Origin of the sequence: Palaeococcus pacificus DY20341 (assembly GCF_000725425.1) — an archaeon.
In the GTDB taxonomy this organism is placed as follows: Archaea; Methanobacteriota_B; Thermococci; order Thermococcales; family Thermococcaceae; genus Palaeococcus; species Palaeococcus pacificus.
Genome location: NZ_CP006019.1, coordinates 402,260 through 418,711, shown reverse-complemented (window position 1 = coordinate 418,711; position 16,452 = coordinate 402,260). Strand labels below are relative to the sequence as shown.

18 protein-coding genes are annotated in these 16,452 nt (G+C 44.9%); 1 reads left to right on the top strand and 17 read right to left on the bottom strand.

Annotation, left to right across the window (positions count from 1 at the left end; translation table 11 throughout):
• Positions 1-2: 2 nt before the first annotated feature.
• On the bottom strand, positions 3-830 hold the full coding sequence (locus PAP_RS02410; RefSeq protein WP_048164527.1) for a translation initiation factor eIF-2B alpha/beta/delta subunit family protein: 828 nt from the start codon (positions 828-830) through the stop codon (positions 3-5).
• 4 nt (positions 831-834) lie between these two features.
• On the bottom strand, positions 835-1,593 hold the full coding sequence (locus PAP_RS02405; protein ID WP_048164526.1) for a molybdopterin-binding protein: 759 nt from the start codon (positions 1,591-1,593) through the stop codon (positions 835-837).
• Positions 1,594-1,814: 221 nt separating this feature from the next.
• Between PAP_RS02405 and malP the strand changes: the two genes are divergently transcribed.
• Positions 1,815-4,319, top strand: a complete 2,505-nt coding sequence (gene malP, locus PAP_RS02400) for a maltodextrin phosphorylase (RefSeq protein WP_048164525.1) — start codon at positions 1,815-1,817, stop codon at positions 4,317-4,319.
• A gap of 104 nt (positions 4,320-4,423) precedes the next feature.
• On the opposite strand, the gene nuoI is transcribed toward malP, so the two are convergent.
• The 15 genes from nuoI to sufC all read right to left on the bottom strand — a co-directional run bounded on the left by nuoI (position 4,424) and on the right by sufC (position 16,352).
• A complete protein-coding gene (gene nuoI, locus PAP_RS02395; RefSeq protein ID WP_048164524.1) occupies positions 4,424-5,023 on the bottom strand; it encodes an NADH-quinone oxidoreductase subunit NuoI in 600 nt (199 codons plus the stop codon).
• 5 nt (positions 5,024-5,028) lie between these two features.
• A complete protein-coding gene (locus tag PAP_RS02390; RefSeq protein WP_052649038.1) occupies positions 5,029-6,198 on the bottom strand; it encodes an NADH-quinone oxidoreductase subunit D in 1,170 nt (389 codons plus the stop codon).
• 10 nt (positions 6,199-6,208) lie between these two features.
• Entirely contained in the window at positions 6,209-6,757 is a 549-nt protein-coding gene (locus tag PAP_RS02385) for an NADH-quinone oxidoreductase subunit C (RefSeq protein ID WP_236627004.1), read from the bottom strand.
• Positions 6,730-7,299 carry a NuoB/complex I 20 kDa subunit family protein gene (locus tag PAP_RS02380; RefSeq protein ID WP_048164522.1) on the bottom strand — a complete coding sequence of 190 codons (570 nt, stop codon included), beginning with the start codon at positions 7,297-7,299 and terminating at the stop codon, positions 6,730-6,732. The genes PAP_RS02385 and PAP_RS02380 overlap by 28 nt, the downstream gene beginning before the upstream one ends.
• A gap of 11 nt (positions 7,300-7,310) precedes the next feature.
• Positions 7,311-8,240, bottom strand: coding sequence for a respiratory chain complex I subunit 1 family protein (locus PAP_RS02375; protein WP_048164521.1), 930 nt, complete (start codon positions 8,238-8,240; stop codon positions 7,311-7,313).
• Between the two features lie 3 nt (positions 8,241-8,243).
• Positions 8,244-10,097: a proton-conducting transporter transmembrane domain-containing protein gene (locus PAP_RS02370; RefSeq protein WP_048164520.1), complete on the bottom strand. Its 1,854-nt coding sequence runs from the start codon at positions 10,095-10,097 to the stop codon at positions 8,244-8,246.
• Positions 10,094-11,578 (bottom strand): proton-conducting transporter transmembrane domain-containing protein, encoded by a 1,485-nt coding sequence (locus PAP_RS02365; protein WP_048164519.1) that lies wholly within the window; start codon positions 11,576-11,578, stop codon positions 10,094-10,096. The genes PAP_RS02370 and PAP_RS02365 overlap by 4 nt, the downstream gene beginning before the upstream one ends.
• Positions 11,575-11,919 (bottom strand): NADH-quinone oxidoreductase subunit K, encoded by a 345-nt coding sequence (locus tag PAP_RS02360; RefSeq protein WP_048164518.1) that lies wholly within the window; start codon positions 11,917-11,919, stop codon positions 11,575-11,577. The genes PAP_RS02365 and PAP_RS02360 overlap by 4 nt, the downstream gene beginning before the upstream one ends.
• A complete protein-coding gene (locus PAP_RS02355; protein ID WP_048164517.1) occupies positions 11,916-12,632 on the bottom strand; it encodes a Na(+)/H(+) antiporter subunit B in 717 nt (238 codons plus the stop codon). The genes PAP_RS02360 and PAP_RS02355 overlap by 4 nt, the downstream gene beginning before the upstream one ends.
• Positions 12,626-12,901 carry a DUF4040 domain-containing protein gene (locus tag PAP_RS02350; RefSeq protein ID WP_048164516.1) on the bottom strand — a complete coding sequence of 92 codons (276 nt, stop codon included), beginning with the start codon at positions 12,899-12,901 and terminating at the stop codon, positions 12,626-12,628. Before PAP_RS02350 ends, PAP_RS02355 begins: the two co-directional genes overlap by 7 nt.
• Positions 12,898-13,275 carry a monovalent cation/H(+) antiporter subunit G gene (gene mnhG / locus PAP_RS02345; protein WP_048164515.1) on the bottom strand — a complete coding sequence of 126 codons (378 nt, stop codon included), beginning with the start codon at positions 13,273-13,275 and terminating at the stop codon, positions 12,898-12,900. Before mnhG ends, PAP_RS02350 begins: the two co-directional genes overlap by 4 nt.
• Positions 13,272-13,526, bottom strand: a complete 255-nt coding sequence (locus tag PAP_RS02340; protein WP_048164514.1) for a monovalent cation/H+ antiporter complex subunit F — start codon at positions 13,524-13,526, stop codon at positions 13,272-13,274. The genes mnhG and PAP_RS02340 overlap by 4 nt, the downstream gene beginning before the upstream one ends.
• Positions 13,523-14,029 (bottom strand): Na+/H+ antiporter subunit E, encoded by a 507-nt coding sequence (locus PAP_RS02335; protein ID WP_048164513.1) that lies wholly within the window; start codon positions 14,027-14,029, stop codon positions 13,523-13,525. Before PAP_RS02335 ends, PAP_RS02340 begins: the two co-directional genes overlap by 4 nt.
• A 255-nt stretch (positions 14,030-14,284) precedes the next feature.
• Complete coding sequence (locus PAP_RS02330; RefSeq protein ID WP_048164512.1) at positions 14,285-15,613, bottom strand: SUF-like minimal system protein SmsB; 1,329 nt, start codon at positions 15,611-15,613, stop codon at positions 14,285-14,287.
• Positions 15,606-16,352: a Fe-S cluster assembly ATPase SufC gene (sufC, locus tag PAP_RS02325; RefSeq protein WP_048164511.1), complete on the bottom strand. Its 747-nt coding sequence runs from the start codon at positions 16,350-16,352 to the stop codon at positions 15,606-15,608. Before sufC ends, PAP_RS02330 begins: the two co-directional genes overlap by 8 nt.
• Between the last annotated feature and the right edge of the window lie 100 nt (positions 16,353-16,452).

Sequence of the window (16,452 nt, the reverse complement as noted above, 5' to 3'; positions counted from 1 at the left end):
ATCTACAGCTCTTTGGGCGGCACCAAAATCCCCAGCTCTGTTATTATACCTCTTACATAACGCCAAGGAGTCACATCAAAGAGGTAATTTCTTATCAAGAAGTGGTTTCTTTTAAACTTTCTCTCGACTATTTCAACTTCTCCAGCTTCTAACTCTGGATGGATTTTAAAGCTCTCCGCTGCCGCATAAAAGGGAACACCGTTGTCGTGGCAGGCTAAAGCTAAAAGATATGTGCCCGCCTTATTAATAACGCTCCCATCTTGAGTAATATTGTCTGCACCTACTAGAGCGAATGTGGCATTTTTCGCAAACAAGCCAAGCTGGGCATCGGTGATTACTTCAAATGGAACTCCAATAGCTTCAAGCTCCTTAGCTAAAGCTAAGCCCTCATAGTCAGGAGCGCTCTCCGTTAGGATAACTTTAAAGCGCTTGCCTTTTTTGATTGCAACCTTAAAAATCTCCAAAACCGTCGAAGAAAATGAGTGTGTGATTATCACATCTCCTTCATCTATAAGCTCGCTCCCGATGTTGCCAATCTCTCTCTTAGCTTCATCGCTCAGCTTTATAAACTCCTCAGCCTTGGTCTTAACAATCAACGAGTTGGGAGAATGGGGAATAAAGCGCGTTAGGTTGTAAAGTGAAGCCATCGCCGGATTAACTCCTTTTATCTCTCTGCTAAGCTCATTAAGAGCCTCTAAAAGTTCGTCGCCACTTAAAAGCCCGGCCAGCGTTATGTATGCCTCCGCACCTTTTTTAGCCAGATATGAAGCACCTCTAACCCTTTCCTCTCGCATCTCTTCAAGTATAGCTTGAACCTCAGATGGAAGCATTTAATCACCATCCCTGCTCAAATACTATGCCCTTTTCCTCCATGAACCTTTTAGCATTTTCTATAATCTCTTCATTCTCACCAAAGATTATTATCCCGATGTATCGCCCAAAGCCCTTAGGAGAGGAGTGTATCCTAACTCCAAACTTTTCTATGGCCTCGCTTAATATTGGGGCGAGCTTTGATTCGTCCGTAATCTCTGCCAAGAGTTTCTTTTGGATGAATCTTTTTCCTGCTATCCTGGGGAGCACTTCATTCTCAAGCATCGCCTTCATTTCCTTCGGCATCCCTGGGAGCACAAAGATTTTAGTAGGGCCTTTTTGGATGTAGAAGCCTGGAGCAGCGCCTACCTCATTTCTCAAAAGCTCTGCCCCTTCCGGAATGTAGGCCATCTTTCTGCGCGCATCATTTAAGTCGGGATCATCAATTAATCCCCTTTCATAAAGGCTCTTATAAAACGATTCAATTCTTCTCAATGCTTCTTCATTTAAAAGGAGTTCCTTCTTTAGAGCCTCAGCAACGGCCAAAGCGGTTACATCGTCATGCGTAGGACCCAATCCCCCAGAGATAACTAGCAACTCTGGCCTTCTTTGGAGTATCTCACTCACAGCGGCCACTATCTCCTTTACATCATCACCCACGGTAGTTTTTCGCTTAACCCAATACCCTCTCTCCGTAAGCTTTTGAGCTATGAAAGCTGAGTTACTATCAATTGTGTGACCGCTTAAAAGCTCATCTCCAATGGTTAAAATCTCGGCGAACATGGCTCCCACCATAGAAAGTTCCTCCATTGAAACTTAAAATCTTTAGCCATTAAATAATCATGAAGCGAAAGCTTAAAGAATTTCTGCCATCCCTAAATTCCTTTTTGTGCCTTTAAGTTTGTAAAGACACGAAAAAACTAAGGAAGTCCTCTCCACGTCATTTCCAAAACCCTTTTAATGTATCACTGCCAATGAGTATATAGCATGTAGAGGTGATTCGTATGGAAGAGATAAAGAGCAAGATTGAATCAAAGCTCCCTGAAAATATTAAGGGTCTACTAGAGTTGGCTTATAACTATTGGTGGAGCTGGTCTAGGAGAGCAACTTCACTGTGGGGACATATAGATTCCGAGCACTGGAGGGAATATAAAAATCCTGTAAAGCTCCTCCTCGACGTTGATGAAGAGCGTTTAAATGAACTTGCAAAGGATGAAAAGTTCATAGACCTGTACGAATTTGTGATGGACAAATTTGAGAGGTACATGAACGAGAAAAACACTTGGTTCTCTACCAACTACCCAAAGTGGGACAAACCCATAGTCTATCTCTGTATGGAGTACGGCATAAGCAAAAGCCTGCCAATTTATTCAGGAGGTTTAGGAATTCTCGCGGGAGATCATGTTAAGACGGCGAGCGATTTGGGACTACCGTTCATTGCAATAGGACTCCTCTACAAGCATGGATACTTCAAACAAGAAATAGACAAGGATGGTAAGCAAATTGAAGTGTTCCCCCTTTACAACCCCGTAGAAATGCCAATGAAGCCAGTTCGCAAAGAAAATGGAGAGCTGCTTTTGATTGAGGTTCCCATAGACAACAAAATCATTTATGCAAGGGTTTTCGAAGTAAACGTGGGTAGGGTAAAACTCTATCTTCTAGATACTGACATCGAGGAGAATCCTCCAGAGGACAGAATTACCTGCGACTACCTCTACAACCCAGAGATGAACAACAGAGTCAGCCAAGAGATTCTTCTTGGGATAGGAGGAATGAAACTTTTGGAGGCTTTAAAAATTGAGGCTGGAGTAATCCACTTAAATGAAGGCCATCCCGCCTTTGCAAACTTTGAGAGAATAAGGAGATACATGGAAGAAGGCCTAACTTTCGAAGAGGCTTTAGAGGTTGTGAGGGGGACGAGTGTTTTCACAACCCATACTCCCGTTCCTGCAGGTCATGATAAATTCCCCATTGAACTCGTGGAGAAAAAGCTTGAGAAGTTCTTTGAAGGACTTCCAAAGGAAAAATTCCTGTCTCTAGGCAAAACCGATAAAAACGACAAAGAATTTAACATGACGCTTTTAGCCATAAGAACCTCAAACTTTGTGAATGGTGTCAGCAAACTCCATGCAGAGGTCTCAAAGAAGATGTGGAAGAACTTATGGAAAGAGATCCCACTAGATGAAATGCCTATAGAAGGGATAACAAACGGTGTGCACACGTTAACTTGGGTTCACAATGCCATAGCAAGGCTCTACGATAGATACATGGGCAAAGTTTGGAGGGATCATATAAACTTAGAGGGCATTTGGTATGCTGTTGAAGTTATCCCCGATGAAGAGCTCTGGGAGGCTCACTTAAAAGCAAAGAAGGATTTCATTAAGCTCATACAGAGGAAGATAATGAGAAGGAATAAGCGCTTAGGTATAAATGAACCAATTCCCGAGATAGATGAAAACGCCTTGATAATAGGCTTTGCGAGAAGGTTTGCAACTTACAAAAGAGCCACGCTGTTATTAAGTGACCTTGAGAGGCTTAAGAAAATAGTTAACAATCCAGAGAAACCCGTCTACATCGTCTTTGCCGGAAAAGCCCATCCAAGAGACGACGCTGGGAAAGAATTCCTTAGGAAAGTCTATGAAGTTTCACAAATGCCCGAATTTAAAGGGAAAATAATTGTCTTTGAGAACTATGACATGGGCTCCGCAAGATTGATGGTAGCTGGAGTTGATGTTTGGTTAAACAATCCCAGAAGGCCGCTAGAAGCAAGCGGAACGAGCGGCATGAAAGCCGGACTCAACGGTGTGCTTAACTTAAGTACATACGATGGCTGGTGGGTCGAGGGATATAATGGAAAGAACGGATGGGTGATAGGAGACGAAACAACAGAACCTGAGAGTGAAGAGGACGACTATAGAGATGCCCAAAGCTTATACGAGCTCCTAGAAAAGGAAGTAATCCCAACATACTACGAAAACAGGGAAAAATGGACAGAGATGATGAAAGAAAGCATAAAGACTATAGCACCTCTCTTTAGCACCCACAGAATGCTAAAAGAGTACATGACAAAATTCTACACAAAGGCTATGGAGCACGGAATTTGGCTTAAGAAAGATGGGTTCAAGTGGGCTAGAGAGCTGGCGGAGTGGAAGGAAAAAGTCTTCTCATCGTGGGACAGAGTGAAGATAGAGGGCATTACCACACAAAATGCAAGAAGCGTTGAGGTTGTGGTCAATCTCGACGGGCTAAGCCCAGAGGACGTTAAAGTTGAGATGTACTATGGAGTTAAAGCGGAAGGATATATGATAGAAAAGCCCTACATAATAGAGCTCAGACACCCTCAAGAGCTCGGAAATGGCAGATGGAAATACAAATACGAAGGAAACGCTCTCAAAAACTTAGGAAACCCGTGCTGGCACTACGCCATTAGAGTGTACCCACACCACGACAAGCTGCCCTACAAGTTCTTGCTTGGGTTGATCAAATGGAAGGGCTTTTTTGAGTTCTGACTTTTGATTTTTATTCCATTTTTGCGGGTATTAATTTCGTTTTTCTAATGCTAAAACAGGTGAACTAAATACCAAGAGAGGAAAATTAAAGAAAATAGGCCTTATTAGGCACTTTCCTCTTTTTTCTCCTCATTCTTTGGTGTCGGAGGGTTTGGAGGCTTCATTCCGTAGCCCAATATCTTAAACTCAAAGACTTCGCCGTCTCTAAGGGTGTACCTAACCACGCCGTCCTCAAGCTTTTCTATCTTTTCCACTGGGTGTCTGTAGTCCTTGAACTTCCTAACCTTTTCCTCAGGTAATGGAACCCAGTTGAACATCTCAAGCTCTTCCTCACGCCATGGCTTCGTTAGCATATAGTGCTCCACAAAGCCCAAAGCCCCTGTTGGACACACATCCACACAGAACTCACAGAACGTACACCTTCCATAGTCTATCTTTGGATGGGCCCTCTTCTCACCTTCAATCCATGTCATCTCTATTGCCCTGGCAGGACATATCTGACCGCACATGTTACACCCTATACACGTCTTCCAGTTGAGAGTGTGGAAGCCGCGGTACTTCTCGGCTATTTGAGTCTTTTCTTGAGGGATTTTAATCGTAACCGGCTTCTTGAATAAATACCTCACTCCAAGCCAGGGTTTGAGGAATGAAGGCTTTTTCTTAACCTTTTCCTCTGGAGCAACCTTAATCTTAACTTTCTCCATGAGCATCACCTATCTATATCTGGTGGACAGTTTCCTAAGCTCATCAATATAACTGGAACATCTGCTATCCTCGCTCCTTCGACGAGCTGCTCTAAAACTCTAATTCCATGAGCTATGCTTGGACCTCTAATCTGCACTCTGTAGGGCTTATTCTTGCCGTCGCTAACCACATATGCCCCAAAGTCACCGACGGTTGCTTCCACGTGAGCGTAGGCATCTCCAGCTGGCACTTTGAGCCTCGGCAGCGCCTTGAGTCTTGGGTCGTTAACCTTGTAATCGCCGCTCGGCGGCCCCATTTCGAGGAGTTGTTCTAATATGTACAAGTCTTGCTCAAGCTCAAACCTCCTCACCAAAGCCCTCGCAAGAGCGTCTCCCTCTTTAAGGACAGGCACTTCAAAGTCAAGCTCTGGGTAAAGCAAGTAGGGATCGAGCTTTCTTACATCGGCCGCAACGCCTGTAGCTCTTAAGTTCGGCCCTGTTACGCCTTCCGCTAAGGCGAACTTCTTGTCCATAACACCAATTCCCTCAAGCCTTCTGTAGGTTACGTAGTTCTCAAAGACGAGGTGGTCAAAGTCCTTGAGCTTGCTTTTTATGTACTCAACCGTATCTTTGAGCTGCCTCAACCACTTGTCGCCCGGGATGTCTCTTCTAACTCCTCCGGGGATTGTGTAAATGTGGTAAACTCTACCACCAGTGAGCTGCTCAAAGAGCGCCATTAATCTTTCCCTATATGCAGCGGCCCATTGTCCTGCAGTGTAGACACCAAGCTTAAATGAGAGTCCCATTGTCCAAAAGAGGTATGAGCTTACCCTTGCCATCTCAAGGACTGTTGTCCTAATCCATTGAGCTCTCTCGGGGACTTCCCATCCCATAAGCTCATCAACGGCCATTGAGTATATGTTCTCTGGGACATCTGGTTCAGGGACACATATTCTCAAGAGCATGGCTATGTTTGTGTGCCAAGGCCTAAACTCCGCGAGCTTCTCAAATCCCCTATGGAGGAAGCCTGGATTTGCTATCGCCTTAACTACCCTATGACCGTCCATTTTGAGGATTAAGCTAAAGTTCTCGGTAGCCATGTGCTGTGGACCAAAGAACAATTCGTAGGTATCCTTATCTATGGGGAGGAGCTCCATCCCATTCTCTCTCGCTTCCCTAATTAGTTCGTTCTCCATCCTTCTCACCTCAAATCACATAGTTGTCCTTATCCTCATCGAATCTGTCTAAGATTTTGTACTTCTTCTTCACATAGCCAATCCAATCGAAGTCTTTTCTGTAAGGGAATAGGCCTTGCTCTGTATCGTCGAGAATCCAAGGCATCTCCATCTTGTCATTGCCTTCAAAGTAGACGCCAAAGAAGTCGTGGGCATCTCTCTCATAAGTCTCTGCTACGGGATAGATGTCTCTAACTGTTGGCATCCTCGCTTTATCTAAATCCCTTGGAATTCTCGTCTTAACGAAGGCGTGAACTGCATGGGTGTAGCTCCACATTTGGTAGACCAGCTCGTATTCGCCATCGTTTGGCCAGTCCACCACCGTTATCTGCATCATGCTTTCGAAGTCCTTCTCTTTGAGGAGCATGAGGAAGTCCCTTATCCTTTCAGCCGGGATTTTAAACTCAATTCTCCTCTCTCTCCTAACTTTACCCTCAGCATAAGGGGCCTTTTCAAGGATTTTTTGGATAATAGTTTCTTCCCTCATAGTCTTCACTCCTTCTTCTTGTCCATCAGCCATGGGAGCCACCTCCTTGCTTCTCTTTCCCTCCAGCCTTCACCAAACAGCTCATCCTGGTTTTTCTTATACCACTCATAGTTCTCCTTGTAGCGCTTCCATCCATCCGCAGTTCCGTTCTCAATCATTTCCATCATCTTGTTTATTCCATCCATGACAGCCTCTGGCCTTGGCATACATCCCGCTATAACAACATCGACAGGAATGTACTTGTCGAGGTGTTTGATTGCGTTGTAGGAGTCCCAATAGGGACCGCCGTTGAGTGGGCATGAGCCGTGGGCCATAACGTACTTTGGATCGGGCTGCATCTCGTAGGTTATGATGATTCTCTTTAGTGTCTTTGGAGTTACATATCCCGTGATTAGGAATAGGTCGGCCATTCTAGGTGCTGGATTGGGCATCATACCGAAACGCTCTAAATCATATCTTGACGTCATTAATGGGGGCATTTCAATTCCGCCACACCCAGTACAAAATGCCACAATCCACATGCTCTTCTTTCTCGCATAATTAAATAAAGGTTCAAAGAGACGCCAATCAACCATTTTTTCACCCCCTAAAGGCTTGCTAACACAGCTCCTAATGCGGCTAATATGGTGGGCCACTTCCAGTAGAACTTTGCAGCTTGGTCAATCGTGAACCTTGGGAATATGGTGGCCATTAGAGTGGCTATTAGGAGCACGGCTATTTGCTTAACGAGGAGTATTGCCAAGCTCGCTATTGTGTTGAGTATTGGGCTTGCAAACACTGTAACAACTGCTCCTCCAAGGAATATGTTCGCGAAGAACAGTGTCTCAGCGAAGAGTGCTATGGCGTGCTGGATTTGGAGTATCCCCATGTGCTTTCCACCAAACTCGACCATTGGACCAAGGGAAATCTCACCAGGAGCAATCATTATGTCGAATGGCTCCTTTCCAAACATTGCTTGGAGCACTAAGTCATATGCTATTGCCGCTAAGAGCAGTGGAAGATGAGTTATACTCCATCCCATAGCCTGCTGGGCTGCAACTATTTGATAAGTACTGAATGTGCCGTAAAATTCTGCTAAGGCAACTATTGCAAAGCCAAGTGGTACTTGAATTGCCAAGAGCGTTAATAGTGCTCTTTGAGCACCTAAGCCCGCCCATGGATTTCCTGAGCTCATTGCGGCGAACATTATTCCAAGCATGGGTATCTCAAGGAGGAACGTAATTAGGATTAAGTCTCCATAGGCCCTCAAGATTCCAACGCCACCTAGAGGAATGAACATTAGGGCTAGTATTGTAGCTCCTAAGGCATAGATTACACCGAAGTCGTAGATTAGACCGTGAGTAATGTTCTCTTTCTTTCCGAGGAGTTTGAGAGTATCCAAAATGGGCTGGTAGATTGGAGGTCCAACCCTCCTGTGAACCCTAGCAGTCACTATCCTAATTATTCCCATGAACATGAATCCAACGAATGTCGCATAGAGTAAAATAAAGAGAGCTTTTAAAGCAGTCTCTATCATCCTTCACACCCCCCATAATGCTAGGATTAAGAGCACTATGGCCAAATACCATGCATAGCTTTGGACATTTCCGTTGTAGATGTAGCTCCTCAAAGTTTCGGCTAAGTCTTCCACATACCTTCCCACATCCCTGTAGAGCCTGTCAAAGCTCATCCTAAGCCAGAAGGCCAACGTTTCTTTAAGCGGAAGGAAGAAGTTCCTCCTTATCGTTAAGTTATAATCCATGGTTATCGGGTTACCTGCTTGGTAAGTGTCGGTAACGGGAATTCTTCTAACCTTTGCACCCATGAAGTACACGATTCCTGCTATTATTATGCCTATAACGAGCCAAATCGTCAAGAGCAATGCGTTGTACTTTCCAAAGCCGAGGTCAAGCACGTAGAGCGTCCCTCCTATCACTTCCCTTCCAAAGATTTTGTTGAGCTCTCTTGCTACTAATCCTGGCGCAATTCCAAAGAGCACGTTGCCGAGGGCTAATATACCCATCGCTATGGCCATTGGAAGTGGAGCGTCCTTAGTGTCGTCCAAGTCCGTAGGTCTTTGGCCAAACCAAACGGCATAGGTGAACCTAATGAGGTAAACGAAACCTATTGCACTACCAAAGAACACGAAGCCGCCCAATATTGGGAGGTTTTGACTTATTACAGCCTCAAAGAGAACCCACTTGCTCGCGAATCCAACCAATGGCGGAATTCCTGCCAAGCTTAAGATGGCTATGAATGCCATTGCAAATGTGAAGGGCATCTTTTCAGCCAAGCCGCCCATGTCCTTGAATTCCGTCTTTCCAGTTCTGTAAACAATTGTAGCCACTATTAGGAAAAAGAGGCCTTTGAATAGGGCGTGGCTCAAAGCATGGAATAATGCTGCCTGCATGCTCAAAGCCGTTCCAACGCCTATACCTACGAGGATATAACCGAGCTGGCTTATGCTCGAATAGGCAAAGAGCTTCCTTATGTCCTCTTGGAGGGCTGCGAGTAGTCCCCCTACGACGATTGTTAGGCCTCCAATGAATGCTATTATATAGCCAAACTTTGTGGTGCTCCTAAACGCTCCGAACTCATAGGTGAGCTTGGCACCCATTAGGATGTACATTAAGATGAAGCCGTAAACTCCCGCCTTGCTTAGAGCACCGCTGAAGAAGGAAGTATAGCTCTGGTTCGTCTCGCTATAGGCATCAGGTGCCCACACGTGGAGCGGAAATGCTCCGGCCTTTACACCAAAGGCTATTATGAAGAGCAGGTATATCAAAGCGGTTTCACCTTTGGTAAAGAGACCCTGGCCTCCGAGCATTACAGCGTAGGCATCTCTATACATGGCCTGCTGCACTGCCGAGAACTCAAAGGTTCCGAGCTTTGCGTATATTATGCCTATCGCTATTAGCATTGCGTAAGCGCCAAAGACGCTCAAGAGGAAGTACTTGAGTGATGCTCCCTTGTTGTACTTAAGCACCATCATGAAGGAAGCGAACGTCATGATTTCCCAGAATATGAAGAAGGTCATCAGGTCATTCGCTAGGAATACTCCGAGCACACCGCTTAAGCTCATTAATGCAAAGAGCCACTCGTAAGAGCTTTTAGCTGTTGAAACCATTGCGAGCACTGCTGTAAAGCCAACCAATGCAGCTATTCCAATGAAAAACCAGCTGAGCTGGTTTAATGCGAATGTAATTTGAAAGCCTCCCAAAGTGTAAGCAACGTTAATTCCTTCTCCCGCTCTCTCGTAGAGCACTGCAGCATACCCCAATGGGACAGCAGCACCTAAAACGCCAAGCGCTTCTTTAATGCCCCTCACATCTAAGAGCCAAGCAAGTACTCCTGCTAAAAGGGGCGCGATGACCATTACAACTAACTCGTTCATGGGCTCACCCCCATTAGTGGAACATTTTTAACATAGCTCGCGACATCGAAGATGTCCTTTCCAGCTTTTTGGACTATCTGCCAGACCGCGTCGGGATAGATTCCTATTATGATAACCAATGCCACTAAAAGCAGCATAATTGTGCCGAGTAATGTGTCTTCGCCGATTTTCTCTCCCTCGCCTTCAAACCACATTGTGTGTATCAACCTTATGTAATAGACCGCCTCCACCAAGCTCGCACCGAGGATTAATGCAATTACTCCCGTCTTGCCAGCTTCCAATGCAGCCATAACCAACTGCATCTTGCTCCAGAAGACGTTAAAGAGTGGAATTCCAATGATGCTTATCGCTCCAACAGTTATTGCGAAGGCTGTTAATGGCATCCTCTTTCCTAAGCCTCTGAAGTCTTCTAAGCTTACTCCTCCAAGCTCGAGAGCAACGTAGCCAACCGCTAGGAACATAAGAGCTTTCACTATCGCATGGTTCACCATGTGGAACACGCTAGCATTTACACCTGCTTGAGTCCCAAGGGCAAAGCCAACTGCTATAAAGCCCACTTGGGCTATACTCGAGTAGGCGAACATTCTCTTAACGTTGGTCTGCCTCAAAGCCGAAAGCTCACCGATAATTACCGTTAGAGTTCCGAGAATTATTAGTAGGTTTAAAACATTACCCCAAGAGCTCACTGCGCTTGTTAGGTAGAGTATTCTCGCCATAGCATATAGTGAGGCCTTAACAACAAACGCTGAGAACATTGTGGTGATTGGGTGTGGAGCTGCTTGATAGGCATCGGGTGCCCAAGCGTTTAATGGGAATATCTCTGCCTCAACAGCTAAGCCAAGGACTATCAAACCTAAAGCAACCTGTGCTACTGTTGGGTCCATTAATTGGGCAAGCTGGCCAATTTGAGCTAAGTTGAGCGTGCCGAGGCTTCCGTAGAGTAGGGCTATGCCGACGAGGAAGAAGCTTGAACCTATGCCCCCCAAGATTATGTATTTCATTGCAGCATCGCTAGCTTCTCCACTCTTATTATAGGCCGTTAAAGCGTAGGCACTTATTGCAGTTATCTCCATGAAAACGAAGAGGTTGAATATATCTCCAGTTGCAATCATTCCCGTTGCTCCAAGCATGAGCAGGAGGAAGAGCATCGCATACTTGTCCTTTGGCTCAACTTTAATTGATTTCATGCTGAATATAACCATTAGGAATGAAACTAAAGCCACTATGAACACGAAGAGTGAAGCAAAGTGTCCTATGTATAGGTTGATTCCAACAGGTGGCCTAAAGCCTCCAGCCATGATTATTATTGGTTTTCCTGTTGTGTAAACCTCTTTAAACACCCAAGCTGCTATCCCTGTCTGCACTAATGTGACAAATGCTAAGAAGGGCATTATAGCACTCCTGCTGATTTTTTTGAGTATTGGAATAAGGAATGCACCCATTAGCGGTAGAGCAATGAGAAGTGCAGCGTACTGACTCATCCTCTCAACCCCCTAATTTTTTCAACGTCGAGTGTCTTGTATCTCTCATACAAGTTTATAGCAACGCTCAAGGCCAAAGCAGTTGTAGCAACGCCAATAACGATTGCCGTGAGAACTAAAGCTTGAGGAATTGGGTCAACGGCTTGGTTAGCACTTACACCCTCGCTCAAAATTGGAGCACTTTTTCCTCTAACATAGCCAACGCTTATTAGGAGCAAGTTAACTCCAGTCTCCATTATGCTCAAACCTACTAACATCTTCAGTATGTTTCTCTTCGTTAAGATTGCATAGAGACCGATTAGGATTAGCGAGATCGCACCGAAGTAGTAAACGCTAATCATTGCCCTCCCCCCTTGGGCTCTTCTTTAATCATGTTGTCAACAATTCCCGTAAGCTCAGTTCCTACCTTTATTCCAATTAGTGTGTAGATTATTGGGATAAAACCAGCACTGAAGAGCCTTCCTATGTTTTCGTGGCCGAACTGCCAAGTTTGCCATATCCAATCGAAGAGGAAGTAGCCACCTATTGCTAAGCCTATGAGACCAACGGTGACGTAGCCAACACCAGCAAGTCCTTCAAGTGGCTCAAAGACCTTGTGGTCAATCTCATACTCCTTAAAGGCCAAGTAGAGCATTAAGAATGCTGTAGCTACCGTTGCACCGCCTGGGAATCCCCCTCCAGGGGTTAAGTGACCATGGACAAATATGTATGCACCAAAGAGCATTATGAAGGGCAACAGCATCTTAGCCCCTGCAGTTAATACTACGCTTCCTTCGCTCTTAGCACTCCTCTCTTTCTTTCTTCTCCATAGTAAAGCACCAACGCCTGTTGAAGCGATGAATAAGACGGTAACTTCTCCAAGAGTATCAAAACCTCTGTAGTTGACGACAACAGCTGTCACAGCGTTTACAGCACCTGTTTGCTCTTTAACGTTCTCTAAATAGTATTCACCGACCAGCATTTTATCCTCGCCAAATGGAACTCCCACAAGCCCCTTAGCGAGCCAAAAACCGATGAGCAGGAGTGTTATTATGGCTAAAGCCCTCTTCACCATCTTACCCACCATCCTGTGCCTTCTTCTTCGCTCTCATACCTTTGAGTCCTCTTAATTGCGAATATGAATACGGCAGCACTCATTGCCGCGCCTATAGCTGCTTCAGTCATTGCCACATCCGGTGCTTGAAGGAAGAAGAACGCTATTGAAGCGAACAAGCTTACAGCGGCCATTCCAACAACTGCCGCTAACAAGTCCTTCCATTCAACGGCAAATATTGCGGATATAATCATGAGGGCGACTATAAAATAGGACACCCACTCTATCATTGCTCTCCCTCCTTCATCTCCTTACCCTCTCTCTCCAAAGCCTCCTTGTACTTGTCCACTACGCTCCTCTCCCAAAGTGGAATGCCGCTCTTGTAGGCTGCTCTAATCAAGGCGTGAGCGCTTATTGGGTTGGTCAAGAGCAAAAACACTGCTATAACTATGGTCTTTGGAAGCCATGCGTAGCTGTTTACGTTGGATATAGCCCAAATGCCAACTCCCACTATGACGCCGAGTGAACCTAAAGTTGCGCTCTTAGTAGCAGTCTGCATTCTATTGTAAACATCGGGCATTCTAATGAGACCGAGCGATGAAAGGACATAGAATATTGCTCCGAAGAGCACCAAAAACTCGCCTATTATTGCAGCAGCACTCATAGTCCTCCCTCCAAGTACCTTGCAAACGCTATCACTCCCAAGAATGCCAACACAGCGTAGACTAAAGCCACATCAAGGAATATTGCCCTCTTGTAGTAGAGCGCAAAGAGAACCATCAGTCCCGTGGTTATTGTGGTCATGATATCAACAGCTACTAAGCGGTCAACTGTCGTTGGCCCCTTGAAAAAGCGATACATGCTTAAGAGTGTCGCTATGCCTATTAGCACGAGATAAACTTCAAGTCCTATCATGGGAATATCACCTTCAAGAACTTTTCAAAAGGTTCTGTGATTGCCTTAGAAGCACCTTCAACACTCTCATCCGTTACATCGATCCAGTGGATGAAGTATCTATCTTCTTTAACATCGAGCGTTATCGTTCCTGGTGTTAGAGTTATTGAGTTGGCCAAAGCGAGCTTTCCAAGGTCGTTCTTTAGAACAGTTTTTGCCTCAACAATTCCTGGGTTTATTGGCCTTTTAGGGTGAAGAACTCTGTAAGCAACATCAAGGTTTGCCATAATCATAGCCCAGATGAAGTAGGGTATGTAAGCTATGGCATAGGCAACCCTTTTTGGATGGAGGTTGGCCAGACCCTTTTCAGTGAAGACTTCGTACGTTAGCGCTCCCACGATTAAGGAAAGTATCAATCCAATTTCAAGTTCCTGTGGGTCTAAACTGCTTGTTAAGAACATCCAAATTATAAAAAGCACGATTACGGTGTAGAGATAGCGGCTTATTTTGCTTGCTTCTCCCATTCATCAACCCTCCGTAAATTCAAATTTGAAACTTTTTACATTCAACCTCTTTAACCTTTGATTTAGAATATATGTTTATAAGCTTTATTAAAAGAACATTAGGTTTAAAACAAACAGTTTTGAAGCTTTTAGACCTTTAATGTCTTTTTATGTGGAATAATGTCCAAATATAAAATATCAAGCATAGATCAAGGGTTTTAGAAACGAACAAAAAGCATAGCAAATTAAAACCAAATCAAAAAGAAAATAGAAGGGTTACATTCCTCCACTTACCGCCAGCTCGATTATCTTCCTTATCTCGACAACAAACTCCATTGGGATGTCCTTAAGGAGTGGCTCAAGGAATCCCCTAACGATAAGCTGTGTCGCTTCCTCTTCGCTTAAGCCGCGGCTCATTAGGTAGAAAAGCTCCTCCTCCTTTATCTTACCAATAGCAGCCTCGTGGCTAAGTTCGGCATCGTCCACTCTCGATACAAGGCCGGGATAAGTCTCCATCTTTGCCTTATCGCTCATGAGCAGAGCGTCACAGCTTATGTGCCCTTTTGTCTTTGGAGCTTGGGCATGAATGATACCCCGCGTAATCACGGTTGACTCGTCCATTATCACAGCTTTGCTCGCATTTATTCCCCTCGCACCCTTACCTTGGAGGTACATCTCTCCTCCCAAATCGACGTAGAAGTCTTTTTGACCTAAAAGTATGCCGTTGAGCTCTACATAACCCCCTTCGTCGACCCAGTACTTGGGGTTGGCTATGTTGGACTTTCCGCTTCCAAGACCAACGGTGGTGTTTATGAACTGGGCGTTTTTTCCTATCTTAGCCCGCGTCATTGGTCTTGTGTGGACATACTCTGGCCAGTTCTGGAGGACACTGAGCTTTACACTTGCTCCCTCATGAAGGTAAGCTTCGGTCATGTCCAAGTGAAGCGAATGCTTAACTAAAACGGGCGATGTACATCCTTCAATTAGGTGAACTTCACTGTTTTTCTCAGCGAGGATCACAATGTGAGGTGCTTGGGCTAAGGAGCTCTCTTGGATTAGGAAGAACAGGTGAAGTGGGAATGGAACTTTGAGGCCCTCTTTAACATAGAGGAAGACACCACCGTTCCAAACGGCCGTGTGGTAAGCTGTAAGCTTGTTCTCACCAGGGCTGAAAAGCTTCATAAAGTGCTCCTTGACTATTGGAAATCTCTTCACAGCCTCCTCCATAGAGGTCATGATTAGTCCTTTCTTCTCCCACTGCTTTAAGAACTCATTGTAGATAACACCCGTGTCGCTTTGAACCGCCAGGCCCGCGATGTATTTTTGCTCGACCTCGCTTATACCCAATCTATCCAAAAGGGCTTTCATCTCTGGTGGCAAATCCTCTAGGCTCCTAATTTCAGAAATTGGAACTTCTTCAGCTTTGGCTATAAAGTCAAGTAGATTTGGAAGCACTGGATCACTGTAAGGAGCGGTCTCAAAGGCTTCCAAACCTTTATATCTGAGCTTAGTCACCCACTCCGGCTCTTTATTCCTTTTTGCGAGCTCCTCAATTTGGTTTTCTATAATGGCCTTCGCATCTTTAATCGTTAAGGTTTCACTCATCGCATCCACACTCCTCAAAAATCTTTTGGAAGCCCCTCTCCTCAATCTCACCTATAAGTTCGGCCCCGCCGCTCATCACGATCTTTCCATCCTTCACAATGTGCACTCTAAGGATGCTTGGATCTAGGTGTTGGAGAATTCTCCCGTAGTGCGTTATCAAGAGAACTGACGTCCCTTTTTCGTAAAGCTCCTCAATCTTTTTCGATATTACGCTTAATGAGTCAATATCGACGCCGCTGTCGGGCTCATCCAAAATTAAGAGCTTCGGCTCCAAAAGAAGGGCTTGGAGAATTTCAAACCTCTTTCTCTCTCCCCCTGAAAAACCGACATTTATGTATCTTGCAAGCATATCCTCCCTAAACCAAACATCTTTGAGCTTTTCCATAATCATTTCGTAGGCCTCTGCCAAGTCAACGCCTTTAACCTTGTTGAGCACGGTTTGAAGGAACTCCACAATTTTAACACCTTCAACTTCCTCAGGATGCTGAAATGCCAGGAATATGCCTCTTTTTGCTCTCTCATTTGGCGACAGTGCAGTTATATCCTCCCCCTCAAAGTATATTTTGCCATTTTTTACAGTATATTTTGGATGGCCTGCTATTGTTAGGGCTAAGGTTGACTTTCCGCTTCCGTTAGGACCCATGATGACGTGAAACTCCTTTCTTCCAACTTCCAAGTTCACACCTTTAAGGATATCCTTACCCTCCACAGTGACATTGAGATCCTCAACTTTGAGCATTACTCCACCTCCGTGAGTAGCAGATGAGTAAACAATTTTTAAGCATTTCTGGACAAAATTGGGAAGTGAATAAAAGACGAGGAGAACTAAAATTTCGTAA

Coding starts and splice junctions, on each gene's coding strand:
- PAP_RS02410 (WP_048164527.1), bottom strand. CDS start 830: ATGCTTCCATCTGAGGTTCAAGCTATACTTGAAGAGATGCGAGAGGAA.
- PAP_RS02405 (WP_048164526.1), bottom strand. CDS start 1,593: ATGTTCGCCGAGATTTTAACCATTGGAGATGAGCTTTTAAGCGGTCAC.
- malP (WP_048164525.1), top strand. CDS start 1,815: ATGGAAGAGATAAAGAGCAAGATTGAATCAAAGCTCCCTGAAAATATT.
- nuoI (WP_048164524.1), bottom strand. CDS start 5,023: ATGGAGAAAGTTAAGATTAAGGTTGCTCCAGAGGAAAAGGTTAAGAAA.
- PAP_RS02390 (WP_052649038.1), bottom strand. CDS start 6,198: ATGGAGAACGAACTAATTAGGGAAGCGAGAGAGAATGGGATGGAGCTC.
- PAP_RS02385 (WP_236627004.1), bottom strand. CDS start 6,757: ATGGCTGATGGACAAGAAGAAGGAGTGAAGACTATGAGGGAAGAAACT.
- PAP_RS02380 (WP_048164522.1), bottom strand. CDS start 7,299: ATGGTTGATTGGCGTCTCTTTGAACCTTTATTTAATTATGCGAGAAAG.
- PAP_RS02375 (WP_048164521.1), bottom strand. CDS start 8,240: ATGATAGAGACTGCTTTAAAAGCTCTCTTTATTTTACTCTATGCGACA.
- PAP_RS02370 (WP_048164520.1), bottom strand. CDS start 10,097: ATGAACGAGTTAGTTGTAATGGTCATCGCGCCCCTTTTAGCAGGAGTA.
- PAP_RS02365 (WP_048164519.1), bottom strand. CDS start 11,578: ATGAGTCAGTACGCTGCACTTCTCATTGCTCTACCGCTAATGGGTGCA.
- PAP_RS02360 (WP_048164518.1), bottom strand. CDS start 11,919: ATGATTAGCGTTTACTACTTCGGTGCGATCTCGCTAATCCTAATCGGT.
- PAP_RS02355 (WP_048164517.1), bottom strand. CDS start 12,632: ATGGTGAAGAGGGCTTTAGCCATAATAACACTCCTGCTCATCGGTTTT.
- PAP_RS02350 (WP_048164516.1), bottom strand. CDS start 12,901: ATGATAGAGTGGGTGTCCTATTTTATAGTCGCCCTCATGATTATATCC.
- mnhG (WP_048164515.1), bottom strand. CDS start 13,275: ATGAGTGCTGCTGCAATAATAGGCGAGTTTTTGGTGCTCTTCGGAGCA.
- PAP_RS02340 (WP_048164514.1), bottom strand. CDS start 13,526: ATGATAGGACTTGAAGTTTATCTCGTGCTAATAGGCATAGCGACACTC.
- PAP_RS02335 (WP_048164513.1), bottom strand. CDS start 14,029: ATGGGAGAAGCAAGCAAAATAAGCCGCTATCTCTACACCGTAATCGTG.
- PAP_RS02330 (WP_048164512.1), bottom strand. CDS start 15,613: ATGAGTGAAACCTTAACGATTAAAGATGCGAAGGCCATTATAGAAAAC.
- sufC (WP_048164511.1), bottom strand. CDS start 16,352: ATGCTCAAAGTTGAGGATCTCAATGTCACTGTGGAGGGTAAGGATATC.